Genomic DNA, 26,222 nt, shown 5'->3' with positions numbered 1-26,222 from the left:
GCAGCAATGAATCAACTGCAACAATTGAAGCAACACAGCACCGTCGTCGCCGACACGGGCGACTTCCTGCAACTGGCCCGTTTCGCGCCGCAAGACGCCACCACCAACCCGTCGCTGATTTTAAAAGCCGTGCTGCAGCCCGAATACGCGCCCTTGCTGGAAAGCACGGTCGCCGCGCATCAATCCGCCAGCCTGGACGATATCGTCGACCAGGTGCTGGTGCGCTTCGGCCTGGAAATTTTAAAGGTCGTGCCGGGCCGCGTGTCGACGGAAGTCGATGCGCGCCTGAGCTTTGACCGCGACGCCACCGTCGCCCGCGGGCGCCGCCTGATCGCCCTGTACGAACAAGCCGGCATTGGCCGCGAGCGCGTGCTGATCAAGGTCGCCGCCACTTGGGAAGGCATCCAGGCCGCGCGTGAACTGGAAAAAGACGGCATCTTTTGCAACCTGACCCTGCTGTTCGCGTTTTGCCAGGCCGTTGCCTGCGCCGACGCGAAAGTGCGGCTGATTTCGCCATTTGTGGGCCGCATCTACGACTGGCATAAAAAATCGCTGGGAGCGGCATGGGACGAAGCGGCGCGCAGCCTGTCCAACGATCCAGGCGTGCAATCGGTCACGCGCATCTTTAATTACTACAAACAACATGGCATCGCCACGCAAGTGATGGGCGCGAGCTTCCGCAACGTGGGCCAGATCACCGCCCTGTCCGGCTGCGACTTGCTGACCATCAGCCCCGACTTGCTGGCCAAGCTGGAAGCGGCGGATACGCCGTTCGAACGCGCCTTGGGCGCCGAACTGGGCGCGCCGCAGCCGGCCGTCACGTATGACGAGGCCGCTTTCCGCTACGCCTTGAACGACGACGCGATGGCAACCGAAAAGCTGGCCGAAGGCATCCGCGGCTTCGCCGTCGATGCGGGCAAGCTGGACGCCATGATCGAGAAATTGCGCAGTCACTAAGTTAAACCCGGTTTTCACCCGTAGCACTGTTTGTTTTTACAATAAAAACCCTTGGAGATCCTCATGAAAAAAGTCATTACCGCCTCCCTCTTGCTGTCCGCCGCCTGCGGCGCCTTCGCTGCCGACAAACCGCTGAAATCCATCGGCGTGAGCGTGGGCGACCTGGCCAACCCGTTTTTTGTCGCCATCGGCCGCGGCGCGGAAGAAAGCGCGAAAAAGCTGGGCGGCCCTGGCGTGAAAGTCACGACGGTGTCCAGCAAGTATGACCTGAACACCCAGGTCGACCAGATCGAGAACTTCATCGCCAACAAGACCGACATCATCATCCTGAACGCCGTCGATTCCAAGGGCATCGCGCCAGCCATCAAGAAAGCGCGCAATGCAGGCGTGGTCGTGATCGCCGTCGACGTGGGCGCCGTGGGCGCTTCGGCCACCGTGATGTCCGACAACACCATGGCCGGCGACGTCTCGTGCGCCTACCTGGCCAAGCAGATCGGTGGCAAGGGCAATGTGGTGATCCTCAACGGCCCGCCCGTCACGTCCGTGATCGACCGCGTGAACGGCTGCAAGAAGACCCTGGCCGCGTTCAAGGATATCAAGATCCTGTCCGACAACCAGAACGCGGGCGGCAGCCGCGACGGCGGCATGACCGTGATGTCGAACCTGCTGACGGCCTATCCGAAGATCGACGGCGTGTTCGCCATCAACGATCCGACCGGTATCGGCGCCGAACTGGCGATCAAGCAATCGAAGCGCACGGACGTGAAACTGATCACGGCCGTCGATGGCGCGCCCGATGGCCAGAACGCCCTGAAAAACAAGGCCGGCCTGTTTGCCGCCACCTCGGCGCAAAACCCGTACCGCATGGCCACCGATGCCGTGCAGATGGGCTACGACATCATGAACGGCCGCACGCCGAAACAGACCATGGTGCTGTTGCCGACCCCGGCCATCACCAAGGAAAACGTCGCCACCTATACGGGCTGGGTACGGAACTGATCTGCCTGACCTGAACCACGTGGCGCCGCCGGCCAGACGGCTGGCGGCGCCAGTTTCACCAGCAAGGAAGGACAGTCATGAGCGACAATATTATTTTTGAAATGCGCGGCATCGAGAAGCGCTTTGGCGCCACGCGCGCGCTGCGCGGCGTGCACCTGACGGTGCGCAGCGGCGAAATCCATGCCGTGATGGGAGAGAACGGCGCCGGCAAGAGCACCCTGATGAAAATCCTGTCGGGCGTGTACACGCCGGATGCGGGCGAGATCATCCTTGACGGCAAACCGATCCGTATCCGCAACCCGGGCGAGGCCCGCGCGCTGGGCATCAACCTGATCTACCAGGAACTGAGCGTGGCCAAGAACATGACGGTGGCGCAGAACGTCTTCATGGGCAGCGAGCCCAAGGGCCCCTTCTGGACCGTCAAGGGCGGCGAAATGCGCGCGCGCACGAACGCCATCCTGGCCGACCTCGGTTCCCGTTTCGACGCCGACACCATGGTGTCCACCCTGTCGATCGCCGAGCAGCAGCAGGTGGAAATCGCCCGCGCCCTCGTGCACGAAAGCCGCATCCTAATCATGGACGAGCCCACCGCTGCCCTGTCCGACCGGGAAACCGAACAATTGTTCCGCATCATCGAAGAACAGCGCGACAAGGGCCTGGCCGTGCTGTACATCAGCCACCGCATGGCCGAGGTGGAGCGCCTGGCGCGCCGCATCACGGTGCTGCGCGACGGCGCCTATGTGGGCGAGCTGGGCAAGGACGAACTGGATCAAAAGAAAGTCGTGCAAATGATGGTGGGACGCCCCGCCGACGATTTTTATTCGCACCAGCGCCGCACCACGCGGGGCGCCGAGCGCCTGCGCGTCGCCAACGTGGGCGGCGGCAAGGTCAAGCCCGCCTCGTTCGCCCTGCATGCGGGCGAAGTGACGGGACTGGCCGGCCTGGTCGGCGCGGGCCGCACGGAACTGGCGCGCCTGATCTTTGGCGCCGACAAAAAGCAAACGGGGCAAGTGTGGCTCGACGGCCAGGAAGTGCATATCCACCGCCCGCTGGCGGCGATCCGCCACGGCATCGGCTACCTGCCGGAAGACCGCAAGAGCCTGGGCTTGTTCATGCAATTGTCGGCCATGGAAAACATGTCGATGAATATCCTGTCCAAGCATGCGACGGCGGGCGTCGTCAACCGCGGCGCCCTGACGCAGCTGTCGCGCGAGGCCATTGCCAACCTCAACGTCAAGGTCTCGGGGCCGGACGGCATCGTGGGGGGACTCTCCGGCGGCAACCAGCAGAAAGTCTTGCTGGCGCGCTGGCTGGCCATCGCGCCCAAGGTCCTCATCCTCGACGAACCGACGCGGGGCGTGGACGTGGGCGCGAAGAGTGAAATTTACAAGATCATCCACCAGCTGGCGGACGCGGGCACGGCCGTGCTGTGCATTTCCAGCGAACTGGCCGAACTGGTCGGCATCTGCGACAGGGTGATGGTGATGTGCGAAGGACGGCTGACGGGCGAAGTGACGGGCGACGACATCACGCAGGAAAACATCCTCGCCTACGCTACGCAGCTGGAAGCGGCATAAGAACAATCAACAGGAGATAGCAAATCATGACAACTACCACCCGCGGCGCCGCGCGCGCCGGCGAACCCTTCAATGCCTCGAACCTGATGCGCCGCCTGGGCATGCTGCCCGTGCTGGTCGTGCTGTACCTGGCCATGTATGGCCTGACCGTGTATTTCTCGGCCGACGGTACGTCGACCTTCATGACCAGCAACAACACAATGAACATCTTCCGCCAGGTGTCGATCAACATCGTGCTGGCGTCGGGCATGACTTTCGTCATTCTGACCAGCGGCATCGACCTGTCCGTCGGCTCCGTGCTGGCCGTCTCGGCCGTGGCAGGCATGCTGATGTCCTTGTCGGCCCAGTTCGCCGGCTTTTCGATCCCCGCCTTCCTCATCGTCGGCTTGCTGCTGGGCGCGCTCAATGGCGTGCTGGTCGCCCTCGTCGGCCTGAACCCCTTCGTCGTGACCCTGGGTACGATGACGGCCCTGCGCGGCGCCGCCTACCTGCTGGCCGACGGCACCAGCGTGCTGAACACGGAAATCCCCAGCTTTGAATGGATGGGCAATGGCAGCTTCCTGGCCGTGCCCTGGCTGATCTGGCTGGCGGCCGCCGTCGTGCTGCTGACCTGGTTCATCCTGCGCAAGACGACGCTTGGCCTGCATATCTACGCCGTCGGCGGCAATATCCAGGCGGCCCGTTTGACGGGGATCAAGGTCGGTCTCGTCTTGATGTTTGTCTACACGATCAGCGGCCTGTTCGCGGGCCTGGGCGGCGCCATGTCGGCCAGCCGCCTGTACGCGGCCAACGGCAACTGGGGCACGGGCTATGAGCTGGACGCCATCGCGGCCGTCGTGCTCGGCGGCACCAGCCTGATGGGCGGCGTCGGTTCCGTCTGGGGCACCGTCATCGGCGCGCTGATCATCGGCGTGATGAACAATGGCTTGACGATCCTGGGACTGTCGTCGTTCTGGCAGTATGTGGCCAAGGGTGTCGTGATCGTGCTGGCCGTGATTCTGGACAAATGGCGCCAGAGCCACGCGCAGAACTGATTGTGCTGGTGGTGTCGGGTTACGCGCTGCGCGCTAACCCGACCTACCGTTGACGTCGTAGGTCGGATTAGCGCTACGCGCGTAATCCGACAACACCCTAGAACACCAGCCGCATCTCCACATGCGCAATCCCCGCCTCTTCAAATTGTTCCCCCTGCTGCACAAAACCGTGGCGCGCATAGAATGGCGCGGCCACGGTTTGCGCGTTCAAGACCACCGCCGCATCGCCGCGTGCGCGCGCCTTGTCCATCAGCAAGGTCAAGATGGCGCCGCCCACGCCCGTGCCGCGGCCAGGCTGGCGCACGGCCATGCGGCCGATGTGGCCATCGGGCAATAGCCGACCCGTGCCGATGGCGTTGCCTGCGTCGTCATAGGCCACGGCATGCAGGCAGACGGCGTCCATGTCGTCGAGTTCGATCTCGGCCGGCACTTTCTGTTCATCGACGAAGACTTCGAAACGGATGGCGGTGGCATCAAGGCCCAGGGTGGCCCAGTCGCCGAGGCGGATGGTGTGCTTGGTCATGGTGTAATGTAGAAAGAGACAGGCCGTTATTGTCGCACGGCCTGCCGTTCCGCAGAGAGATCAGCCGAGCCTGACCAGCTGCTTGCCGAAGTTACGCCCTTTTAAGAGGCCGATGAACGCTTCGGGCGCGCTGGCCAGGCCGTCGGCCACGGATTCGCGGAATTTCAGCTTGCCCGTCGCCACCAGCGTGCCCAGTTCCGCCAGGCCCTGCGGCCAGAATTCCGGCTGCTCGGAAACGATGAAGCCGCGCACGGTGAGGCGGTTGGTGAGGATCAGGCGCGCATTGTCGAGCGGCGTCGGTTCGCCGTTGTAGCCGGCGATCCAGCCGCACACGGCCACGCGGCCAAACGCGTTGGTGCGCGCCAGCGCTGCATCAAAGATAGCGCCGCCCACGTTTTCAAAGATGGCGTCGATGCCGTCCGGCGTGGCCGCTTCCAGGTGGGACGCCAGATTGCCCGCCTTGTAGTCGACGCAGGCGTCGAAGCCCAGTTCATTCACCACATACGCGCACTTCTCCGCCCCGCCCGCGATGCCGACGACCCTGCAACCTTTCAATTTCGCCAGCTGGCCCACGACGCTGCCCACGGCGCCGCTGGCGGCCGACACGACGACCGTCTCGCCCGCTTTCGGCGCCATGATCTGGTTCAAGCCATACCACGCCGTCATGCCCGGCATGCCGACCGCACCCAGGTAGGCGGACGCGGGAATATGCGTCGTATCGACCTTGCGCAGCATGGTGCCGTCGGATACGGCCACTTCCGTCCAGCCCAACGTCCCCACCACCGTGTCGCCCGCGGCGAACTTCGGGTGCTTCGATTCGAGCACCACGCCCACCGTGCCGCCTATCATGGTTTCATCGAGCGCCTGCGGCGCCGCATAGCTTTTATTGGCGCTCATGCGCCCGCGCATGTAGGGATCGAGAGACAGATACTGGTTACGCACCAGCAACTGGCCATCCGCGATGGCGGGAATCTCTTTAGTTTCCAGGCGAAAATGTGCCGGCTGCACTTCCTCATTGGAGGCGGGGCGCGAGGCGAGGACGATGCGTTGGTAGGTGGTCATGATGCTCCAGTCAAAAAAGTGAGAGAGTTACATGCTGATGAACAAGGTGTCTGCTGCGTAAAGCTAAATCTCATAATCCATACACTGCCGCGCTTCGCGCACAGCCCCAAAAAACGGCTTGATTTTCACATGCTCGGGATGGTTCTGGTAGGCATCGAGCGCCTCGCGGCTGGCGAACTCGCTGTACAGCACGATGTCGTAGGTCGCTTCCAGGCCCGGCTGGGCCACGGCTGCCTCGAATTTCAGGATGCCAGGCACCAAATCCGAACAGGAATCGAGCAGGGCTTTCAGTTTCAGGGCATTCGTGGCGCGGTCGGCGCCTTCGGCGTGGTCTTTGAGTTTCCAGAAAACGATGTGCTTGAGCATGGTGGCAGGCTGCTTGTTTATAAATGAAGCATTACTGTACCCGCTATCGGCGCGCCTTGCAGAAAGTGAGCAGCAAAAGAAAACGGGCGGCACCCAGGCCGCCCGCAGACTGGCTGTCAAGCAAGCATCACAGCACTTCAAACAGGCCGGCCGCACCCTGCCCGCCACCGATGCACATGGTCACGACCACATATTTGACGCCACGGCGCTTGCCTTCGATCAAGGCGTGGCCCGTCAGGCGCGCGCCCGACACGCCGTACGGGTGGCCCACGGCAATCGCGCCGCCGTTCACGTTGAGGCGCTCCATGGGGATGCCCAGGGTATCGGCGCAATACAGCACTTGCACGGCGAACGCTTCATTGAGTTCCCACAGGCCGATGTCGGCCACCGTCAAGCCCGCCTTTTTCAGCAGTTTCGGAATGGCAAACACGGGGCCGATGCCCATTTCATCGGGTTCGCAGCCGGCCACGGCAAAGCCGCGGAAGACGCCCAGCGGCTGCAAGCCTTTCGCTTCGGCCACTTTCGCGTTCATGACGATGGCCATCGAGGCGCCATCGGAAAACTGGCTGGCATTGCCGGCGCTGATGACGCCGCCGGGAATGGCCGGGCGGATCTTCGCCACGCCGTCATACGTCGTGTCGGCGCGGATGCCTTCGTCGGCGGCAATCGTCACTTCGCGCGACACCAGCATGCCGCTGGCCTTGTCGGCCACGCCCATGATGGTGGTCATCGGCACGATTTCCGCATCGAACAGGCCGGCCGCCTGGGCCGCGGCGGCGCGCTGCTGGCTTTGCGCGCCGTAGGCATCCTGGCGCTCGCGCGAAATCTGGTAGCGCTTGGCCACGGTTTCGGCCGTCTGCAGCATGGGCCAGTACACTTCCGGCTTGTGCTGCTGCAGCCAGACTTCCCTGTACATATGCGTATTCATTTCATTTTGCACGCAGGAAATCGACTCCACGCCGCCCGCCGCATAGATATCGCCTTCGCCGGCGATGATGCGCTGCGCCGCCAGGGCGATGGCCTGCAGGCCCGAAGAACAAAAACGGTTGACGGTCATGCCGGCCGTGGTGACGGGACAGCCGCCGCGCAAGGCCACCTGACGCGCGATGTTGCCGCCCGTGGCGCCTTCGGGAAAGGCGCAGCCGACCAGCACGTCTTCCACTTCTTCCGCCTCGATGCGCGCGCGCTCGACGGCGGCCGCCAGCACGTGGCCGCCCAGGGTGGCGCCATGCGTCATGTTGAACGCGCCCTTCCAGGATTTGGCCAGGCCCGTGCGGGCGGTCGATACGATGACGGCTTCATTCATGCTGTGTCTCCTTGTGGGGATATTATTGGGTGGGGTGTCTGCGGAATGAGAATAGCACATTTAAGTACGGTCGTTCGCAAAGTTATGATGGGCGGCAATTTGTAAGCTTGGTGTAAGTTTCAAGCAAGCATGACGTAAGGTTCGGAGAACACACTCGGCCCAAGCTGTTGCAAGAATGGTCAAAAAGACCTCGGCAATGGTTCACTATAAAACATAGGGAGACAAACCATGGCATCACCATCCGGCTCGGCCGACGTACGGAAAATGTCCACCAAGGGAACGCCGATTACGCCCGAGGAACGCAAGGTCATCTTTGCGTCCTCCCTGGGCACCGTTTTTGAATGGTACGATTTTTATCTGTACGGCTCGCTCGCATCGATCATCGCCAAGCAATTCTTCATCGGCGACCCCACCACCACCTTTATTTTCGCGCTGCTGGCCTTTGCCGCCGGTTTCATCGTGCGTCCGTTCGGCGCGCTGGTCTTCGGCCGCCTGGGCGACATGATCGGCCGCAAGTACACCTTCCTGATTACGATTCTGATCATGGGCGGCTCCACCTTCATCGTCGGCTTGCTCCCGGGCCACGCCTCCATCGGCATCGCCGCGCCGATCATCCTCGTCATCCTGCGCATCCTGCAAGGCCTGGCGCTGGGCGGCGAATACGGCGGCGCAGCCACCTATGTGGCCGAGCACGCGCCTGAAGGCAAGCGCGGCGCGTTCACGGCGTGGATACAGACGACGGCCACCCTGGGCTTCTTCCTGTCGCTGATGGTCATCCTGGGCACCCGCCTGGCGACCGGCGAGAAGGATTTCGAGGCATGGGGCTGGCGCATTCCCTTCCTCGTCTCCGTCATCCTGCTGGGTATTTCCGTGTGGATCCGCCTGGCCATGAATGAATCGCCGGCCTTCGCCAAGATGAAGGCAGAGGGCAAGACCTCGAAAGCCCCGCTGACGGAAGCATTCGGCAAGTGGAAAAACCTGAAGATCGTCATCCTGGCCCTGATCGGCCTGACCGCCGGCCAGGCAGTCGTCTGGTACACGGGCCAGTTCTACGCCCTGTTCTTCATGATCCAGACCCTGAAGGTGGACCTGGCCACGGCCAACGTGCTCGTCGCCATCGCCCTGCTGCTGGCCACGCCGTTCTTCCTGTTCTTCGGCAGCCTGTCCGACCGCATCGGCCGCAAGTACATCATCCTCGGCGGCTGCCTGATCGCCGCGGCGACCTACTTCCCGATCTTCAACGGCCTGACCCACTTCGCCAATCCGCAGCTGGAAGCGGCACTGAAGAACTCGCCAGTGGTGGTGGTGGCCGATCCCGCTTCCTGCCACTTCCAGTTCAACATGACGGGTACCAAGAAGTTCCCATCGTCGTGCGACATCGCCACGGGCTTCCTGTCGAACAGCTCGGTGAACTACACGAAGGAAGACGCCCCAGCGGGCAGCATCGCCAAGGTACGCATCGGCACGAAGGAATTTAGCTCGTTTAACGCCGTCATGACGCCGGACGGCCTGAACTTCGATGCCGACAGCAAGGCCCACGAAGCGGCGCTGAAGAAAGAAATCGGCGCCGGCATCAAGGAAGCGGGCTACCCTGCGAAAGCCGATCCGGACCAGATCAACAAGCCGATGGTCGTCTTGCTGCTGTTCATCCTGGTGCTGTACGTGACCATGGTGTATGGCCCGATCGCCGCCATGCTGGTGGAAATGTTCCCGACGCGTATACGTTATACCTCGATGTCCCTGCCCTACCATATCGGTAACGGCTGGTTCGGCGGCTTGCTGCCGACCACGGCCTTCGCGCTGGTGGCCTTCAAGGGCGATATCTATTACGGCCTGTGGTATCCGATCGTCGTCGCCCTTGCGACTGTCGTGATCGGCACCCTGTTCGTCAAGGAAACCAAGGATAACAATATCTACGCTGACGATTGATTTGATGCAAGCCCTGGCCGCCAGGCCGGGGCCCGCAAAGCAAAACGCCGCTGACTGGTCAGCGGCGTTTTTTTATGTGGCGGCAAGCTTACTTTTCGCTCTTGCCCTTTTTTAGCTGGTCGCGCTGCTGCACGTATTCCTGGTAGCTGGTCTGGTTGCGCTTGCGGCAGGCGTTGCGGTCGTCGAAATTGTTCAGGCTATTGCAATACTCGCCGATCTTGTCCCGGTTCGCGTCATACAGTACTTCGCAGCCAGTAATGGCCAGCAAGAAGGGAACGATCAGATATTTCATTGCTACTCTCATGGATAGGGACGGATTGCGCGAAAAAACACCAGATTGCCCGCTGGATAAGCGTGCGGCTTTATCTTAACGCGATCCTGGCGAAAAGTACAAGCGCTCGGTATTACTGAATGGAAAGGATTTCCCTGTGTGTGCGCCACCGCATGCTATGGTGGACGTTTCTTCCACTTCACTCGTGCCAGGCATGCCGACCATCGCCCCCGCTCCCTGCGGCCCGCTGCAGCCCCATTTCGACGCCGTGCTGCAAGACGTCTGCGCCAGCCTGGCCACGCAAGCCGGCCACTTTCTGGACGGCATATACCTGTACGGCAGCATCGCCCGCGGCGACGCCACACCGGGCGTCTCCGACCTCGACCTGACCCTGGTGCTGCGCGAGCCGCCCACGCCGCCGCAGCGGGAAACGCTGGAAGCGCTGCGCCTGGCCTTGCAGGCGCGCCACCGGGAAGTGATCAAGATCGATTTCGACATCGGCCACCGGGCCCAGGTGCTGGCGCCGGAGCACCTGTACAGCTGGGGCTACTGGCTCAAGCATCAATGCCGCTGCCTGTGGGGCAATGACCTGGCGCCGCAATTTGCGCCATTCGCGCCCTCGCGCGCCATCGCCCTGGCCGTGAATGCCGACTTCGCCAGCGTGCTGGACGATTATGCGCGGCGCCTCGACGACGAGCGCGACCCTGCCGCCATCGTCCGCCTGCAGCGCGAAGCGTCGCGCAAGCTGATCCGTTCCTGCAACCTGCTGCGCCTGGATAGCGATCCCGGCTGGCCGTCCAGCCTGGACGAGCATGCCGCGCTGTTGCTGCGCCACGCTCCCGCCATGCAGGCGCATATGGCGTATTTCCTGGCCCAGGCCAGGCCCGGCGCCGCGCCAGCCAGCGGTTTTGCGCCAGCGCTGCGCCAGTTCACGCAGTGGCTGGCGCGGCAGCAGGCGCGCTAAACGCCGGCGGCCTCGTTCAGCAAGGGATTGTCCGCCGCAAACGCCGCCAGGTGCTCGAGCAAGACGCGCACGCGGGCCGGCAGGTAGCGCCGCTGCGTCCACACGGCGTACACATGGCGCGGCTGCGGCATCCAGTCGGGCAGCACGCGCACGAGGCTGCCCCTGGCCACTTCGTCGCGGCACTGCAGCAGCGGACACAGCAGTATGCCGATGCCCGCATCGGCCATCTCCACGGCCAGGCGCATTTCATTGACGCGCAGGCGCGCCTGCGGCTCGATCGCCATGTCAGCGCCGTCGCCGGGCCGCCGCAAGCGCCAGCTGCGCAGCGGTTCGGCCACGATCAGCTCGTGTTTTTCCAGTTCCTGCAAGTCGCGCGGCACGCCGGCGCGCGCCAGGTAGGCGGGCGCGGCCACCATCACCAGTGCGGCGCTGCCCAGACGGCGCTGCATCAGCGAGGAATCGTCGAGCGCGCCCACGCGGATGGCCAGGTCGGCGCCGCTGCCGACCAGGTCTTGCAGCAGGTTCGACAGTTCCAGCTCCAGGCGGATGTCCGGGTACTTCTGCATGAAGCTGACCCAGGCCGGCGTCAGCAAGCCGCTGGCGAAGTTGACGGGCGCCAGCACGCGGATGCTGCCGGAGACGGCCGACAGGCTGGCGTCGAGCTGCTGCGTCGCCTGCCGCAAGGCGTGCACGAGGGGCCTGCACTGCTCGTAGTATTGCCAGCCTTCCGCCGTCGGCTGCAGACGGCGCGCGCTGCGGTTGAGCAAGCGGTAGCCGAGCTGGCTTTCCAGCTTTTGCAGCCGGCGCGTGACGGTAGCGGCGGGCAAGTCTTCCTTGACGGCCGCCGCATGCAGGCTGCCCGCCTCGACGATGGCGACGAACAGGGCCAGGTCATCGAGCATAGATTGTCCAGCATGATTGCATTTTCGGAATTTGAAATTAAAAATATGGCTCTAGTATAGATTGCTGCAAGTCGTTACGCTGCCTTCTCTTTATAATTTTGAAAGTGCACCATGTCCGAAGCCCTGCGTTTACGCTGCGTATTTGCCTTCCTGATGTCCCTGGTCATGACGTTACTGATGAGCGCCTGGGTCACCTGGCTCAATATCGGCCTGCAGGCGGACTTCCTGCCCCGCTGGCGCCACGCCTTCTTTGCCGCCTGGCCTGTGGCCTTCTGCGCCGTGATGCTGTTCGCCCCCCGCGTGCAGCTGCTGAGCCGCAGTATCGTGACGCGGCTCGCCCGCCATCCTTAACCGGCAGTCAACCAGCAACGGTATCACTCGGTCACTGCCGCCCACGGCCGCCCTGATCCGGGCTATGCTATGGCCGTCCTTTTTTTACAGCGGAGTGCCCATGCTCGATCACGTTTCCCTCACCGTCAGCGACCTGGAGCGCGCCGAGCGCTTCTACGATGCCGTGTTTGCCGCGCTCGACGTGCCCAAGGTGGGCAGCGACCATGCCAATGCGTGGATAGGCTACGGCGAGCGCAGCGATGCCGAACACTCTGAACGCAGCTACTTTTCCGTGCGCCTGGGCCCGAAACCCGACGACGCGCCGCGCCGCCACTGCTGCTTCAAGGCCCCCTCGCGCGCGGCCGTGGAAGCGTTTTGGCAGGCCGGACTGGCGCATGGCGGCATCGACCTGGGCGCGCCCGGCCTGCGCCACTATCACGCCAGCTATTACGCGGCCTTTCTGTTCGATCCGGACGGCAACCGCATCGAAGCCGTCTGCCACCGCGCCGACGCCGGATGACAGGACGGGAAATCCGGCTCTGTTCGGCATTTCCACTTCGAGACGATTTGCCTATAATGGCTGGCACGCCATACCGGTCCGTGAACAAAGAAGGAGATTCATGCATCATCTATTCGTCGGCCGCCCCGCGCGCACCATGCTCCTCTCCAGCGCCGGCTTGCTGCTGGCAGGCTGCTTTTCCGGCTGCTCTCTGTTTCCATCGGCCCCGGCCACGCCAGGCGTGCCGGCCACTGCGGCCCTGCCCGACGCCAGCATCGCCTACACCCTGAGCGGCCAGGACGGCTTGCCCGTGGTCTTTCAGTCGGCCATGGGCGACGGCAAGGATGTGTGGGCCAAGGTGGTGCCCGAAGTGGCCAAACAGCACCGCGTGCTCGTGTACGACCGTCCCGGCTACGGCGACAGCCAGAAAACCACCACGCCGCGCGACCCCTGCACCATCGCCGCCCAGCAGCGCGCCCTGTTGACGCAAGCGGGCCTGAAGCCGCCGTACGTACTGGTCGGCCATGGCCTGGGCGGGCTGTACCAATATGTGTATGCCAGGCTGTACCCGCAGGACGTGGCCGGCCTGGTCCTGCTCGATCCCACGCACCCGCAGCAGTGGAATCGCCTGCAGACGGACGCGTCCACCTACGCCATGCTCGTGAAGACGCGGCGCAAAGTCATGTTCAACAGTACGGAATCGGCCGAGTTCGATGCGCAGACGCAATGCCTGCAGCACGTCGACATGAGCAGCCCGCTGCGCGTGCCCGCCATGCTGCTGGTGCGCGACAAGTTCGGCATCGAGGAAATGGGTTCGTTTGAAAACGTGGTGCGGGCCCAGGAAAAGGATTGGCTGCGCCTGTCCGGCGCGCCAGCCATCGAGCGCATCACGGGCGCCGGCCACTACATTCAGAAAGACAACCCCGTCATCGTCAACGAGGCGGTCAAGATGGTGGCGAAGAAGAAGTAGTGGCGTCGGATGACGCGGCGTACCGCCGCTAATCCGACCTGCTCCACCATTGAAGCCATTGTCAAAGCGTAGGTCGGATTAGCGAGGCGAAGCCGCGCGTAATCCGACACCATTGTTGGCGCTTTTGGTGACGTCGGATTACGCGCTTGCGCGCTAATCCGACCTACTCAGCTATTGAAGCCCTTGCCTTCGCCCGCCAGTTTCACCAGCAACGGCGCCGGCGTCCACGCTTCGCCGTGGCGGCCTTTCGCGTAGCCGGCGATCGTATCGAGCACGTTCGGCAAGCCGACCGTGTCCGCGTAGAACATCGGGCCGCCGCGGAACAGCGGGAAGCCGTAGCCCGTCAAATACACCATGTCGATGTCCGAGGCGCGCAAGGCGATGCCCTCTTCCAGGATGCGCGCGCCTTCATTGACCAGCGCATACACGAGCCGTTCGACGATTTCCTGGTCGCCGATCTTGCGCCGCGCCACGCCGATGTCGGCGGAGTGCCGCACGATCATGGCGTTGACCTGTTCCGACGGATAGGCCTTGCGGTCGCCCGCCTTGTAGTCGTACCAGCCGGCGCCCGTCTTCTGGCCATAGCGCCCCAGTTCGCACAGCAGGTCGGCCGTCTTCGAATACGTGACGTCCGGTTTTTCCACATAGCGGCGCTTGCGGATGGCCCAGCCGATGTCGTTGCCGGCCAGGTCGCCCATGCGGAACGGGCCCATGGCAAAGCCGAATTTCTCGACCGCCTTGTCGACCTGCTCCGGCAAACAGCCTTCTTCCAGCAGGAAACCGGCTTGCCGGCTGTATTGCTCGATCATGCGGTTGCCGATAAAGCCGTCGCACACGCCCGAGACGACGCCCGTCTTTTTCAGCTTTTTTGACAGCGCCAGCGCCGTGGCCAGCACGTCCTTGCCCGTTTCCTTGCCGCGCACGATTTCCAGCAGCTTCATGACGTTGGCCGGGCTGAAGAAATGCGTGCCGATCACGTCCTGCGGACGCTGGGTGAACGCGGCGATCTTGTCCAGGTCCAGGGTGGACGTGTTCGAGGCGAGGATGGCGCCCGGCTTCATGACGGCGTCAAGCTGCTTGAAGACGGTTTCCTTCACGCCCAGCTCTTCGAAAACGGCTTCGATGACGATGTCGGCCTGCGCGATGTCGGCATACGCCAACGTACCGCTGACCAGTGCGATGCGCTGCTCGGCCTTCTCTTGCGTCAGCTTGCCCTTCTTGACCGTGTTCTCGTAATTCTTGCGGATCGTGGCCAGGCCCTTGTCCAGCGCTTCCTGCTTCGTTTCCAGCAGCATCACGGGGATGCCCGCGTTGGCGAAATTCATGGCGATGCCGCCGCCCATGGTGCCGGCGCCCACGATGGCCGCACTGGCGATCGCGCGCACGGGCGTGTCGGACGGCACGTCGGGCACCTTGCTGGCGACCCTTTCGGCAAAGAAGGCGTGGCGCAAGGCTTTCGATTCAGGCGACTGCACCAGCTGCATGAACAGCTCGCGCTCGTACTTCAAGCCGTCCTCGAACTTCATCATCACGGCGGCCGCCACGGCATCGACGCATTTGAGCGGTGCAGGGAACGGTCCTGACATGGCTTTGACGGTATTGCGCGAAAACTGCAGGAACGCTTCGTGGTTCGGGTAATCGACCTTGCGCTCGCGCACCTTCGGCAGCGGGCGCACGTCGGCCACCTTCGTGGCGAAGGCCACGGCGGCGGCCAGCAAGTCGGCGCCAGGGGCGATGACTTCGTCGAACAGGGCCGTGCCGGCGAGTTTTTCGGACGCCACGGGCGTGCCCGAGACGATCATGTTCAAGGCCATTTCCAGGCCCAGCACGCGCGGCAGGCGCTGCGTGCCGCCCGCGCCCGGCAAGATGCCGAGTTTGACTTCCGGCAAGGCCATCTGCGCGCCGGGCGCCGCCACGCGGTAGTTGCAGCCGAGCGCCAGCTCCAGGCCGCCGCCCATGCAGACGCTGTGGATGGCCGCCACGACGGGCTTGGTCGACTGTTCGACGACGTTGATCAGGGTGTGCAGGGTCGGTTCCGTGAGCGCCTTGGGCGAATTGAATTCCTTGATATCGGCGCCGCCGGAGAATGCCTTGCCGGCGCCCGTGATGACGATGGCTTTGACGGACTCGTCCGCCAGCGCCTGGCGGATGCCGGCCACGGCGGCCGTGCGCGTCGCCAGGCCCAGACCATTGACGGGCGGATTGGCCAGGGTAATGACGGCAACGGCGCCGTTCACTTGATATTCAGCACTCATGTCTCTTCCTTATTGGTTTTGCTCAACGTATGAGGTGGTTGCAAGGGATGAAGCTTTACTATACCGCATAAAAGAACGCTCGTATTATTTTTGTACGGTGCGCCCTGCCGCCAGCATGCTACGCCATGGTACAACATCGTTTGCGGTTCGATTCTGTGGCCAGCGGCGAGCTCCAGCAGAAGCTATCAACTGGATATTGATTCAAATAACAAAACCGCAATAATCATAACGGCGTTTTATTATGCGAAGGAATGCGTTTGCGATATGCCGGCATGGGGTAATTACGACAATTCTTACATTATTTATTCCCTCCCCTTGTTTTTCGCCAGACGCTGGGGAATAATAAAATTATTGATTCAAATCAATACTCTACAATTTATCCACTATGGGGCCAAGCGCAGAAAAAACACTGGCGGCCGTGCATTGCGCACATTCTCACCGATTATCACCAAATCACGGCCCATGCAATAACATCCTTGCCTTTACGGATAGCAGAAAAATAATAACAGCAGCCTTATCGCCCCCATTCCTCTTCTCACATCGAAGGACCTACTATGGACGCAGCCAGCCATGTCAGCCCCACTCAGGATCTGGACTTACAAGCGATAAATACTGCATTGAACCGTGTCCAGGCCGTCATCGAATTCGAACTCGACGGCACCATCCTGCATGCGAATGACAATTTCCTGCGTGTCGTCGGATACAGCCTGGCTGAGGTGCAAGGCAAGCACCATGCGATCTTCTGCGATCCCGAGTATGTAAAAACGGTCGAATACGCGAACTTCTGGGCCAAGCTGGCACGCGGCGAATTCGACCAGGGCGAATACAAGCGCCGCGCCAGGGATGGCCGCGAAGTGTGGATCAACGCTTCCTACAACCCCATCCTCGACGCGGACGGCAATCCGTATAAGGTCATCAAGTTTGCCACCGACATCACGGCCAGCAAGCGCCGCAACGCCGATTACGAAGGCAAGATCGACGCCATCAGCAAGGCCCAGGCCGTGATCGAGTTCCGCCTCGACGGCACCATCCTCGACGCCAACGACAACTTCCTCAAGTCCGTCGGCTACACGCTTGACGAGATCAAGGGCAAGCACCACCGCATGTTTTGCCTGCCAGACTACGCCAACAGCGACGCGTACGCGCAGTTCTGGCACAAGCTGGGGCAAGGCCAGTTCGACGCGGGCGAATACAAGCGCGTGACCAAGGATGGCCGCGAGATCTGGCTCAATGCCTCGTACAATCCCATTTTCGACGCGGAGGGCCGGCCCTTCAAGGTGGTCAAGTTCGCCAGCGACGTGACGGCCCTGAAAAAGCGCAACGCCGAATACGAAGGCAAGGTCAGCGCCATCGGCAAGGCGCAGGCCGTGATCGAATTCGACATGCAGGGCAAGGTGCTGGACGCGAACGACAATTTCCTCGCCGTCATGGACTATGACTTGAGCGACATCCAGGGCGAGCACCACCGCATGTTCTGCGAGCCCGAGTATGCGGGCAGCGCCGAGTACAAGAAATTCTGGCAAAAGCTCAACCGGGGCGAATTCGACGCGGGCCGCTACAAGCGCCTGGGCAACCATGGCAAGGTGGTGTGGATACAGGCGACCTACAACCCCATCCTGGACCTGAACGGCAAGCCGTATAAAGTGGTCAAGTTCGCCATCGACATCACGGACCAGGTGAACCTGGAAAACAGCATCCAGGCCAAGGCCGCCAACGACAGCCGCAAGGTCAATGCCCTGCTCGACTCGGTGGCGCGCGCGGCGCAAGGCGACCTGACCTGCAAGATCGTGCCCGAAGGCGGCGAGCCGATCGATTTGCTGGCCGGCGGCATCAGCAAGATGATCGGCGACTTGCGCGGCGTGATCGGCAACGTGGTGTCGGCGGCGAACGGCTTTGCCGACGCCTCGCACACGATCGCCGAGCGGGCCACGGGCGTGGCCGTGGGCACGCAGGCGCTGGGCGCCACGGTGGAAGAAATGAACGCCTCCATCGACGGTTTGACCTTTTCCATCAATTCCATCGCGGAAAACACCTCGAGTGCCGATTTCCTCGCGAAAGCCACGCAGCAGGAAGCGGAAGCGGGCGCGCGCGCCGTCGCCAAGTCGATCGAGGCGATGGACTTGATCAACCGCTCGTCGGAAGACATCGGCGAGATCGTCAAGGTCATCAGCGAGATCGCCAACCAGACCAACATGCTGGCCTTCAATGCGGCCATCGAGGCGGCGCGCGCGGGCGAACACGGCCTGGGCTTTTCCGTCGTCGCCGACGAGGTGCGCAAGCTGGCCGAGCGCTCCTCGCAGGCGACCAAGGAAATCTCCAAGCTGATCAACGAATCCGTCAAGCGCGTCTCGACGGGCAGCGAGATCTCGCGTCAGGCCAGCGACGCCTTCGACAAGATCGTCTCGGGCGTGGCGAAGACCACCCTGGCCATTTCCGATATCTCGAAGGCGGCCAACGAGCAGCTGCTGACGGCGCGCGAAGTATCGACCGCCATCCAGTACATCGCCGAGGAAACGGAAAAGTCGGCCGCCAACTGCGACAGCATCGCCCGCTCGACGGACGGCTTGAACGAGCGCGCTGGCAGCCTGAACCAGACTGTCTCCGGCTTCGTGGTGTAGGCCATGAGCCACGCGGCCGCCTTGACGCCCGAGGTGCTGACGACCCTGATCGCGCTGGTGCGCCAGCATACGGGCATCGCCATGACGGCGCGCAAGAGCGTCTTGCTGGAGCGGCGCTTGCAGCCACGGCTGCGGGCGCTGTCCCTGCACAGCTATCAGGCTTACCTGGAGCGCGTGTCCAGCGACCGCGACGAGGTGGCCCATTTCATCGACCTGGTGACCACCAACGACACCCTGTTCTTCCGCACGCCGCAAATATGGGATTACTTCCGCGACCGCTACCTGCCCGCCTGGGCCCGCGCCCATCCGGGCGATTGCCTCGCCATCTGGTCGGCGGCGGCCGCCAGCGGCGAGGAGCTGTATTCGATCGCCATGCTGTGCGAGCAATTCAAGCTGCAAACGCCCGCCTTCCGCTACCAGATCCTGGCCAGCGACATTTCGCAGCAGATCCTAGGCGCGGCGCGGGCCGGCCAGTACAGCGGGCGCTCCGTCGAGCGCATCCGCCTGTCGCATCCGGACTTGCTGCGCAAATATTTCACGCCCGCGCCGTATGGCGTGCAGGTCAACGAAGCGCTGCGGCAACATGTGAGCTTTGCCCGGCATAACCTGCTCGACGCGCTGCGCCCGGCCCAGCGCTTCGACCTGGTCTTCCTGCGCAATGTGCTCATCTATTTCGACGCCGCACACCAGGAAACCGTGCTGCGCCAGGCGCGTCTGAGCCTCAAGGATGAAGGCAGGCTGATTCTGGGCGAGTCGGAAACCATCGCGCGCCTCGGTACCGGCTACCAATTCGAGTTTCCCATGATTTATAAGGCGGGTAGCGCATGAGCATCATCATCGACCATGGCCCGGCGCTGCACCATGTCGGCATGGGCCAACTTAGCGTCGGTACGCATGGCGAGCAGCTGCAAGCCTTGCTGGGCTCCTGCATCGGCATCGGCTTCCTCTGGAAGAACGGCCCCTGCTGCGGCCTGGCCCACTGTCTGCTGCCGGAAGCACCCGGCGCCGACAGCGCCCTGGGCGCGCGCTATGTGAGCCAGGCCGTGCCCTCGCTGCTGCGCCTGATGGGCGTGCGCCAGGCCGATTACGCCGATATCGACGTGGTGCTGGCGGGCGGCGCCAGCATGTTTGGCCCCGAGAATGGCCATGGGCGCTTGCAGGTGGGCCGGCAAAACGCGGAAGCGGCGCAAAAATACCTGGACCAGTGCGGCTTGCACGTCAGTTTTTGCGCGCTGGGCGGGCGCCACGGACGCCAGTTGCTGATCGATTGCGCCCGGCACAGCTATGCCGTCACCGACGTGGTGACGCCACCCGAATTAATTCCACGCAAGGAAGGCGCATATGGATATGCATGAAGCAACGGGCTTGCAAGCGCAGGGCGCCAGCGACACGGCCACCGAGCTGTTCGGTTCCTTCCACCTGGGCGACGATGAATTCGCGCTGCCTGCCAGCTGCATCCGCGAAGTGGTGAACTACCCCGCGAAAGTCACCGCCCTGCCTCTGTCGCCCGCATACCTGGAAGGCATGTTCACCTTGCGCGGCAGCGTCATTCCGGTGGTCAACCTGGGTCGCTTGTTCCGCGCCGATGCGCCGCGCGCCGTGGCCACGGACAAGATCGCCATCCTCGATTTCCAACAGGTGCTGATCGGCATCGTCTTCCAGGATACGGGCGAAATCCTGCGCGTGCCCGCCAGCGCCCGGAGTGCCCTGCAGTATGCGGCCGGCGACAGCCACGCCGTCATCGCCGGCACGATCTTGCTCGATGGCGGCGCGCGCCTGCTGCAGGTGCTCGACCCGCACGCCCTGCTGCGCATCGAAAACGTGCCCCATGTACTGGCCCTGCAGGCGACGGGCGCAAGGCTGAGCACGGCCCGCTACCATGCGCAAAGCGAACGCCGCCAGTGCGTGAGCTTCCATGCGGCCGGCGCCACGTTTGCCTTCGAAATGCTGGCCATCCAGGAAATCATCAAGGTGCCGGAACTGCACAGTTCCCTGCTGAACAACGAACTGTGCCTGGGGCGCATGCATTTCCGCGGCAACCAGGTGGCCGTCGTCGACTTCGGCGCCCTGCTGCAGGCCCCTGCGTGCGGCAAGGCGGCAGGGGAAGCCACGCCAGACCAGCGCGTCATCGTCGTGCGCCTCGACGGCACGACCGTGGGCTTCCTCGTCGACTCCGTCGACAGCATCGTGCATTTCTTTGGCGACGAGGTGTTGCCGATTCCCCTGCTGAGCAAGGCGCGCGCCGCCATGTTTGCCGGCTGCATCACGAAAGAAGGCCTGGGCGACATTATTTTCCTCGATCACAAGGGCATCCTGTCGCAGGCCGAGATCGTCGAGATGCGCGACGGCCACGCACGGCTGTACCCGGCCGACACGGAAACGGGCGTCGCCACGCACAAGGCGCGGCGCCGCGTCTACATCACGTTTACGGTGCAAACCCGCTTCGCCGTGGAAATCGGGAAAGTGCGCGAAATCATCGACTTCAGCGGCGCCATTACCACGCCGCCGGGCATGCCGGCCTGCATGCGCGGCATGCTCAACTTGCGTCAGCAAATGATCAGCATCATCGATCTGCGCCAGTTGTATGCGATGCCGGCCCTGCCGGATGATAAGGCCAGCAAGATTTTGATCGTGGAACGGGGCGCCGAACGCTACGGCTTCCTCGTCGACCATGTCGACAACATCATGACCATCTCCGACAGCCAGCGCTTTGCGGCGCCGCAAATCATCCGCACGGGAGAGCACGACGACTTGCGCAGCGAAATGGATGAAATGATCGACATCGGCACGGAGGCGCAGCGCCAGACCCTGTCCGTCTTCCAGTGCGATCATCTGCTGGAAAAGCTGGGGTCGGCGCTGCCGCAAGCGGCCTAGGTTTCCTTACATCCCCGGTAACTGGTGTCCCTTGAACTGCTCGCGCAGCTTGTTCTTCTGGATCTTGCCCGTCGCGCCCATGGGCAAGGCGTCGATGAACAGCACGTCGTCGGGCGTCCACCACTTGGCGATCTTGCCCTCGAAAAATTGCAATAGCGCGTCGCGCGTGACCGTCATGCCGGGACGCAGCACCACGACGAGCACGGGACGCTCGTCCCATTTCGGGTGGAACACGCCGATGCAGGCCGCCTGCAGCACGGCCGGGTGGGCCATGGCCAGGTTTTCCAGGTCGATGGTGCCGATCCACTCGCCGCCCGACTTGATCACGTCCTTGCTGCGGTCCGTGATCTGCATATAGCCATCCGTGTCGATGGTGGCCACGTCGCCCGTGGGGAACCAGCCGTCCTGCAGCACCTCGCCGCCCTCGTTCTTGTAGTACGACGAGATGATCCACGGTCCCTTCACCAGCAAATGGCCATAGGCCACGCCGTCCCACGGCAATTCCTTGCCGTCGTCGTCGACGATCTTCATGTCCACGCCGTAAATGGCATGGCCCTGCTTTTGCAGTATCTTGCGCTGCTCCTCCTTCGGCAAGTCCAGGTGCTTGGTCTGCAAGCCGCCGGCCGTGCCCAGCGGCGACATTTCCGTCATGCCCCAGGCGTGGATGACTTCGATGTCGAACTTGTCGATCAGGGTATCCATCATGGCCGGCGGGCACGCGGCGCCGCCGATCACCGTGCGGCGGAAGGAGGAGAACTTCAAATCATTCTGCAAGGCGTGATTCAGCAGGCCCAGCCAGACGGTCGGCACGCCGGCCGAGAAGGTCACTTTTTCCGCCTCGAACAATTCATACAGCGACTTGCCGTCCAGCGCCGCGCCGGGAAACACCATGCGCGCGCCGGACAGGGGCACGGAATACGGCAAGCCCCAGGCATTCACGTGGAACATGGGCACGACGGGCAGCACGGTGTCGGAAGCGCGCACGTTCAGGGCGCTGGGCATGGCCGACGCGTACGCGTGCAGCACGGTCGAGCGGTGCGAATACAGGGCGCCCTTGGGGTTGCCCGTCGTGCCCGACGTGTAGCACAGGGTGGCGGCCGCATTTTCATCGAACAAGGGCCATGCGTAATCGTCGGAATGCGTGGCGATCAAGTCTTCATAGCACAGCAGGTCGGGGATGCTGCTGCTGGCGGGCATCCGCTCGCGGTCGCACATCAGCACGAAATGGCGGACAAAGGTGCAGTCGGCGGCGATTTTCTCCACCACGGGCAGGAAGGTCAGATCGAACAGCAAGACCTGGTCTTCCGCGTGATTCGAGATGTAGGCGATCTGGTCGGGAAACAGGCGCGGATTGATCGTGTGCAGCACGGCGCCCGAGCCGGACACGGCATAGTAGGCTTCCAGGTGGCGGTAGCCATTCCAGGCCAGCGTGGCAACCCGGTCGCCCATGCCGACACCGAGCCCGTGCAAGGCGTTCGCCAGCCGGCGCGCGCGCTGGTGGCAATCGCGGTAGGTGTAGCGGTGCATATCGCCCTCCACCCGCCGCGAAATGATTTCGCTGCCCCCATAATGACGCGCTGCAAACTCGATAATGCTGGAAATCAGCAGGGGCTGATTCATCATCTGGCCCATCACTGGACTCAAGGGGAATGCCGACATCGTGTCTCCTGGAAGTAGATGCTCAGTTATTGTTGGAATTAACAGACTTTCCTTAGTTTCGTACGGTCGTGCGGAAATCGTCAACGCATTTCGATATTGCAATGCAGCATGGAATTTTTGATTCCGTTTTCAGCCGCATGGGCAAGCGCCACGCGCCTTGGCGCGGTGCGGTAAAATCGCATTCCAGGCTGGCGCACCTTGCCGGTCCATCTTCTTTGACTGGAATTGCCATTACCGCTCATACCTTACCACTGGATAACGCCTTTGCGGCCTTGCCGCCCGCGTTCTATACGCGCTTGATGCCCACACCCCTGCCCGCCCCATATTTCGTGGCCGCCAGCGCAGCCGCCGCCGCCCTGATCGGCCTCGATGCGGCGCGTCTGGCCGAGCCTGATTACGTTGCGCTGCTGGCCGGCAATGCGGTTGCCGGGCGCTCGCAGCCCCTGTCGGCCGTATATTCAGGCCACCAGTTCGGCGTCTGGGCCGGCCAGCTGGGCGACGGCCGCGCCATCCTGCTGGGCGATATCGCCACAGCAAGCGGGCCGATGGAGCTGCAGCTGAAAGGCGCCGGCGCCACGCCGTATTCGCGCATGGGCGACGGGCGCGCCGTGCTGCGCTCGTCCATCCGCGAATTCCTGTGCTCGGAAGCCATGGCGGCGCTCGGCATTCCCACCTCGCGCGCGCTGGCCATCATGGGTTCGCAGCAAGGCATCATGCGCGAAACGGTGGAAACGGCGGCCGTCGTCACGCGCATGGCGCCCACGTTTGTGCGCTTCGGCTCGTTCGAGCACTGGTTTTACCGCAAGCAGCCGGACGAACTGAAAATCCTCGCCGATTACGTGATCGACAGTTTTTACCCCGATTTGCGCGCCGCAGCAAATCCATACCAGGCCTTGCTGGCCGAGGTCTGCGTGCGCACGGCGCACATGATCGCGCAATGGCAAGCCGTCGGCTTCATGCATGGCGTGATGAATACGGACAATATGTCGATCCTGGGCCTGACCCTCGATTACGGCCCCTTCGGCTTCATGGAAGCGTTTGACGCGGAGCACATCTGCAACCATACGGACCAGCAAGGCCGCTATTCCTATGCCAACCAGCCGCAGGTGGGCCACTGGAACTGCTATGCGCTGGGCCAGGCTTTGCTGCCCTTGATCGGTGAAGTGGAACTGGCGCAGGCGGCGCTGGACACGTACCAGAGCGCGTTCGCGGAGAAGATGAATAGCTTGCTGCGCGCCAAGTTGGGCTTGCAAACGAGCCAGGACGGCGATACGGCCCTGTTCGACAGCATGTTTGCGCTGATGCAAGCCAATCACGTGGATTTCACCAACTTCTTCCGCGCCTTGGCTACACTGCAGGTGGCGGCGCCCGAACACGACACGGCGCTGCGCGACATGTTCATCGACCGCCCCGCCTTCGATACATGGGCAGCGCAATACCGCGCGCGCCTGATGCTTGAGAATAGCGTCGATGCCGAGCGGCAAGCGGCCATGAACGGCGTCAACCCGAAATACGTGCTGCGCAACTATCTGGCGCAGGTGGCCATCGAGAAAGCGCAGCAGCAGGACTACACGGAAGTGGCGACATTGCTGGAAGTTTTGCAAAAGCCATTTGACGAACAGCCCGAACACCAGCACTATGCGGCCCTGCCGCCCGACTGGGCCAGCCACCTTGAAGTCAGTTGCTCATCCTGAGGAGTCATTATGACCACGAACAAAGTCAAGAAAACCGACGCCGAATGGCGCGCCATGCTCGACTCGATGCAATACGAAGTCACGCGCCACGCGGCCACGGAACGGGCCTTCACGGGCAAATTCTGGGATCACCATGAACATGGCGTCTACACCTGCGTCTGCTGCAACACGCCATTATTTGCCTCGGATACCAAGTTCGATTCCGGCTGCGGCTGGCCCAGCTATTTCCAGGCGCTCGATCCCGCGAATGTCACGGAAATCGTCGACCGCAGCCACGGCATGGTGCGCACGGAAATCGTCTGCGCCGTCTGCGATGCCCACCTGGGCCACGTCTTCCCGGACGGCCCGCCGCCGACCGGCTTGCGCTATTGCATCAATTCGGCATCGCTGCGCTTCGATCCGCAGCCTTGATGCCGCAGGAATGACGGAGAGCGCGAATGTTGCTCCTAAGTCATTCCTAAGATGTTTACACCACGCCCATAGTAAAGTCTCGCCATGAAATTTCTATTCGACCTCTTCCCCCTGATTGCCTTCTTCACCGCCTTCAAGCTGGGCGGCATGTATGAAACGGCCACGCATGATTTTGTGCAGCAATATTTGTCCGGCTTCGTGTCTGGCGGCCTGATCAAGGCCGATCAGGCGCCATGGATACTTGCCACCCTCGTCGGCATCGTCGCCACCGCCTGCCAGGTCAGCTATCTGCTGCTGCGCGGGCGCAAGGTGGACGGCATGCTGTGGCTGTCGCTGTTCATCTTTGTCGTGTTTGGCGGCGCCAGCATTTACCTGCATGACGATTTCTTCCTGAAATGGAAGCCGACCCTGATCTACTGGCTGTCCGGCCTGGCCCTCTTGATCGCGCACGTGGTTTTCAAGAAAAACCTGATCCGCAAGACCATGGAAGCGCAAGTGCAATTGCCCGATGCCGTCTGGAACCAGTTGCTGGCCGCATGGATCATCTTCTTCGGCGCCATCGGCGCACTGAACCTGTTCGTCGCCTTCGTGCTGTACAAGGGCGACATGGCCGCCTGGGTCAGCTTCAAGGCGTTTGGCGCGACGGGCATCTTCTTTGCCTTCATCGTGGCGCAAACCCTGTTCCTGGCCAAACATATCAAGGAAGACGCATGATGCATACCACCACCGAACACACTTCGCCGGCAACGCGCATGGAGCGCATTCGTACCCGCCTGGAAACGGCACTTTCTCCTCTGGAATGCGTGCTGGAAGACGACTCGGCGCGCCACCGGGGCCATGCGGGCGCCGCCTCGGGCGGAGGCCATTACAATCTGCGTATAATTTCTAGTCGATTTGAGGGGCTCAGACTCGTCATGCGCCATCGACTGGTGTATGATTCCGTGCACGATATGATGCATAATGAGATACATGCATTGGCAATTGTGGCCCTGGCGCCGTCCGAAGTAGTGTAAGGATGGCGT

Annotated in this window: 25 protein-coding genes; 17 read left to right on the top strand and 8 right to left on the bottom strand. The window is 62.6% G+C overall.

Annotated features, from left to right (window positions below; genetic code table 11):
* The first annotated feature begins 6 nt into the window (after window positions 1-6).
* From tal to ACQ4W4_RS09360, 4 genes are all read left to right on the top strand, one after another.
* The gene (gene tal / locus ACQ4W4_RS09375; RefSeq protein ID WP_436541741.1) at window positions 7-957 is read left to right on the top strand and encodes a transaldolase; all 951 of its coding nucleotides are present in this window, start codon (window positions 7-9) and stop codon (window positions 955-957) included.
* 63 nt (window positions 958-1,020) lie between these two features.
* Window positions 1,021-1,956: an ABC transporter substrate-binding protein gene (locus ACQ4W4_RS09370; protein ID WP_436541740.1), complete on the top strand. Its 936-nt coding sequence runs from the start codon at window positions 1,021-1,023 to the stop codon at window positions 1,954-1,956.
* A gap of 77 nt (window positions 1,957-2,033) precedes the next feature.
* The gene (locus ACQ4W4_RS09365; protein WP_436541739.1) at window positions 2,034-3,533 is read left to right on the top strand and encodes a sugar ABC transporter ATP-binding protein; all 1,500 of its coding nucleotides are present in this window, start codon (window positions 2,034-2,036) and stop codon (window positions 3,531-3,533) included.
* A gap of 26 nt (window positions 3,534-3,559) precedes the next feature.
* Window positions 3,560-4,567 (top strand): ABC transporter permease subunit, encoded by a 1,008-nt coding sequence (locus ACQ4W4_RS09360; RefSeq protein WP_436541738.1) that lies wholly within the window; start codon window positions 3,560-3,562, stop codon window positions 4,565-4,567.
* A 97-nt stretch (window positions 4,568-4,664) separates the two neighbouring features.
* On the opposite strand, the gene ACQ4W4_RS09355 is transcribed toward ACQ4W4_RS09360, so the two are convergent.
* The 4 genes from ACQ4W4_RS09355 to ACQ4W4_RS09340 form a co-directional block, all read right to left on the bottom strand.
* Window positions 4,665-5,090, bottom strand: a complete 426-nt coding sequence (locus ACQ4W4_RS09355; RefSeq protein WP_436541737.1) for a GNAT family N-acetyltransferase — start codon at window positions 5,088-5,090, stop codon at window positions 4,665-4,667.
* 60 nt (window positions 5,091-5,150) lie between these two features.
* Window positions 5,151-6,152 carry an NADP-dependent oxidoreductase gene (locus tag ACQ4W4_RS09350; protein ID WP_436541736.1) on the bottom strand — a complete coding sequence of 334 codons (1,002 nt, stop codon included), beginning with the start codon at window positions 6,150-6,152 and terminating at the stop codon, window positions 5,151-5,153.
* Between the two features lie 63 nt (window positions 6,153-6,215).
* Window positions 6,216-6,518: a Dabb family protein gene (locus ACQ4W4_RS09345; RefSeq protein WP_436497143.1), complete on the bottom strand. Its 303-nt coding sequence runs from the start codon at window positions 6,516-6,518 to the stop codon at window positions 6,216-6,218.
* A gap of 127 nt (window positions 6,519-6,645) precedes the next feature.
* On the bottom strand, window positions 6,646-7,824 hold the full coding sequence (locus tag ACQ4W4_RS09340) for an acetyl-CoA C-acyltransferase (protein WP_436541735.1): 1,179 nt from the start codon (window positions 7,822-7,824) through the stop codon (window positions 6,646-6,648).
* Window positions 7,825-8,052: 228 nt separating this feature from the next.
* Here ACQ4W4_RS09340 and ACQ4W4_RS09335 point away from each other — a divergent pair, with 228 nt between their 5' ends.
* Window positions 8,053-9,753: an MFS transporter gene (locus tag ACQ4W4_RS09335; RefSeq protein WP_436541734.1), complete on the top strand. Its 1,701-nt coding sequence runs from the start codon at window positions 8,053-8,055 to the stop codon at window positions 9,751-9,753.
* Window positions 9,754-9,841: 88 nt separating this feature from the next.
* Here ACQ4W4_RS09335 and ACQ4W4_RS09330 read toward each other — a convergent pair whose 3' ends face one another.
* Window positions 9,842-10,045, bottom strand: coding sequence for a hypothetical protein (locus tag ACQ4W4_RS09330; RefSeq protein ID WP_070218363.1), 204 nt, complete (start codon window positions 10,043-10,045; stop codon window positions 9,842-9,844).
* Between the two features lie 193 nt (window positions 10,046-10,238).
* On the opposite strand from ACQ4W4_RS09330, the gene ACQ4W4_RS09325 reads away from it, so the two are divergent.
* Window positions 10,239-10,988, top strand: coding sequence for a nucleotidyltransferase domain-containing protein (locus ACQ4W4_RS09325; RefSeq protein ID WP_436541733.1), 750 nt, complete (start codon window positions 10,239-10,241; stop codon window positions 10,986-10,988).
* Here the strand turns inward: ACQ4W4_RS09325 and ACQ4W4_RS09320 are convergent.
* Entirely contained in the window at window positions 10,985-11,890 is a 906-nt protein-coding gene (locus ACQ4W4_RS09320) for a LysR family transcriptional regulator (RefSeq protein WP_436541732.1), read from the bottom strand. The two genes, ACQ4W4_RS09325 and ACQ4W4_RS09320, sit on opposite strands and share 4 nt — an antisense overlap.
* Window positions 11,891-12,001: 111 nt before the next feature.
* On the opposite strand from ACQ4W4_RS09320, the gene ACQ4W4_RS09315 reads away from it, so the two are divergent.
* The 3 genes from ACQ4W4_RS09315 (at window position 12,002) to ACQ4W4_RS09305 (ending at window position 13,689) form a co-directional block, all read left to right on the top strand.
* Window positions 12,002-12,241: a DUF2798 domain-containing protein gene (locus ACQ4W4_RS09315; RefSeq protein WP_436541731.1), complete on the top strand. Its 240-nt coding sequence runs from the start codon at window positions 12,002-12,004 to the stop codon at window positions 12,239-12,241.
* 100 nt (window positions 12,242-12,341) lie between these two features.
* The gene (locus ACQ4W4_RS09310; RefSeq protein ID WP_436541730.1) at window positions 12,342-12,740 is read left to right on the top strand and encodes a VOC family protein; all 399 of its coding nucleotides are present in this window, start codon (window positions 12,342-12,344) and stop codon (window positions 12,738-12,740) included.
* Between the two features lie 100 nt (window positions 12,741-12,840).
* A complete protein-coding gene (locus tag ACQ4W4_RS09305; RefSeq protein WP_436541729.1) occupies window positions 12,841-13,689 on the top strand; it encodes an alpha/beta fold hydrolase in 849 nt (282 codons plus the stop codon).
* 167 nt (window positions 13,690-13,856) lie between these two features.
* Here ACQ4W4_RS09305 and ACQ4W4_RS09300 read toward each other — a convergent pair whose 3' ends face one another.
* Entirely contained in the window at window positions 13,857-15,944 is a 2,088-nt protein-coding gene (locus ACQ4W4_RS09300; protein ID WP_436541728.1) for a 3-hydroxyacyl-CoA dehydrogenase NAD-binding domain-containing protein, read from the bottom strand.
* Between the two features lie 617 nt (window positions 15,945-16,561).
* Between ACQ4W4_RS09300 and ACQ4W4_RS09295 the strand changes: the two genes are divergently transcribed.
* Genes ACQ4W4_RS09295 through ACQ4W4_RS09280 form a run of 4 tightly spaced genes read left to right on the top strand, consistent with a single transcriptional unit; the run spans window position 16,562 to window position 21,436 of the window.
* Window positions 16,562-18,562: a methyl-accepting chemotaxis protein gene (locus tag ACQ4W4_RS09295; RefSeq protein WP_436541727.1), complete on the top strand. Its 2,001-nt coding sequence runs from the start codon at window positions 16,562-16,564 to the stop codon at window positions 18,560-18,562.
* Window positions 18,563-18,565: 3 nt separating this feature from the next.
* Entirely contained in the window at window positions 18,566-19,390 is an 825-nt protein-coding gene (locus tag ACQ4W4_RS09290) for a CheR family methyltransferase (protein WP_436541726.1), read from the top strand.
* Window positions 19,387-19,917, top strand: coding sequence for a chemotaxis protein CheD (locus ACQ4W4_RS09285; protein WP_436541725.1), 531 nt, complete (start codon window positions 19,387-19,389; stop codon window positions 19,915-19,917). Before ACQ4W4_RS09290 ends, ACQ4W4_RS09285 begins: the two co-directional genes overlap by 4 nt.
* Window positions 19,904-21,436, top strand: a complete 1,533-nt coding sequence (locus ACQ4W4_RS09280; protein WP_436541724.1) for a chemotaxis protein CheW — start codon at window positions 19,904-19,906, stop codon at window positions 21,434-21,436. Before ACQ4W4_RS09285 ends, ACQ4W4_RS09280 begins: the two co-directional genes overlap by 14 nt.
* Window positions 21,437-21,442: 6 nt before the next feature.
* On the opposite strand, the gene ACQ4W4_RS09275 is transcribed toward ACQ4W4_RS09280, so the two are convergent.
* A complete protein-coding gene (locus ACQ4W4_RS09275) occupies window positions 21,443-23,095 on the bottom strand; it encodes a 3-(methylthio)propionyl-CoA ligase (protein WP_436541723.1) in 1,653 nt (550 codons plus the stop codon).
* Window positions 23,096-23,232: 137 nt separating this feature from the next.
* Here ACQ4W4_RS09275 and ACQ4W4_RS09270 point away from each other — a divergent pair, with 137 nt between their 5' ends.
* From ACQ4W4_RS09270 to ACQ4W4_RS09255, 4 genes are all read left to right on the top strand, one after another.
* Complete coding sequence (locus ACQ4W4_RS09270; protein WP_436542013.1) at window positions 23,233-24,789, top strand: protein adenylyltransferase SelO; 1,557 nt, start codon at window positions 23,233-23,235, stop codon at window positions 24,787-24,789.
* Window positions 24,790-24,798: 9 nt separating this feature from the next.
* Entirely contained in the window at window positions 24,799-25,200 is a 402-nt protein-coding gene (msrB, locus tag ACQ4W4_RS09265; RefSeq protein WP_034756083.1) for a peptide-methionine (R)-S-oxide reductase MsrB, read from the top strand.
* A gap of 84 nt (window positions 25,201-25,284) precedes the next feature.
* Complete coding sequence (locus tag ACQ4W4_RS09260; protein WP_436541722.1) at window positions 25,285-25,914, top strand: septation protein A; 630 nt, start codon at window positions 25,285-25,287, stop codon at window positions 25,912-25,914.
* Complete coding sequence (locus ACQ4W4_RS09255; protein WP_436541721.1) at window positions 25,911-26,213, top strand: BolA family protein; 303 nt, start codon at window positions 25,911-25,913, stop codon at window positions 26,211-26,213. Before ACQ4W4_RS09260 ends, ACQ4W4_RS09255 begins: the two co-directional genes overlap by 4 nt.
* Window positions 26,214-26,222: the final 9 nt, after the last annotated feature.

Origin of the sequence: Janthinobacterium glycogeni (assembly GCF_051380725.1) — a bacterium.
GTDB lineage: Bacteria > Pseudomonadota > Gammaproteobacteria > Burkholderiales > Burkholderiaceae_D > Janthinobacterium.
The sequence above is the reverse complement of the archived record's forward strand: the minus strand, read 5'-3'. Positions and strand labels throughout refer to the sequence as shown.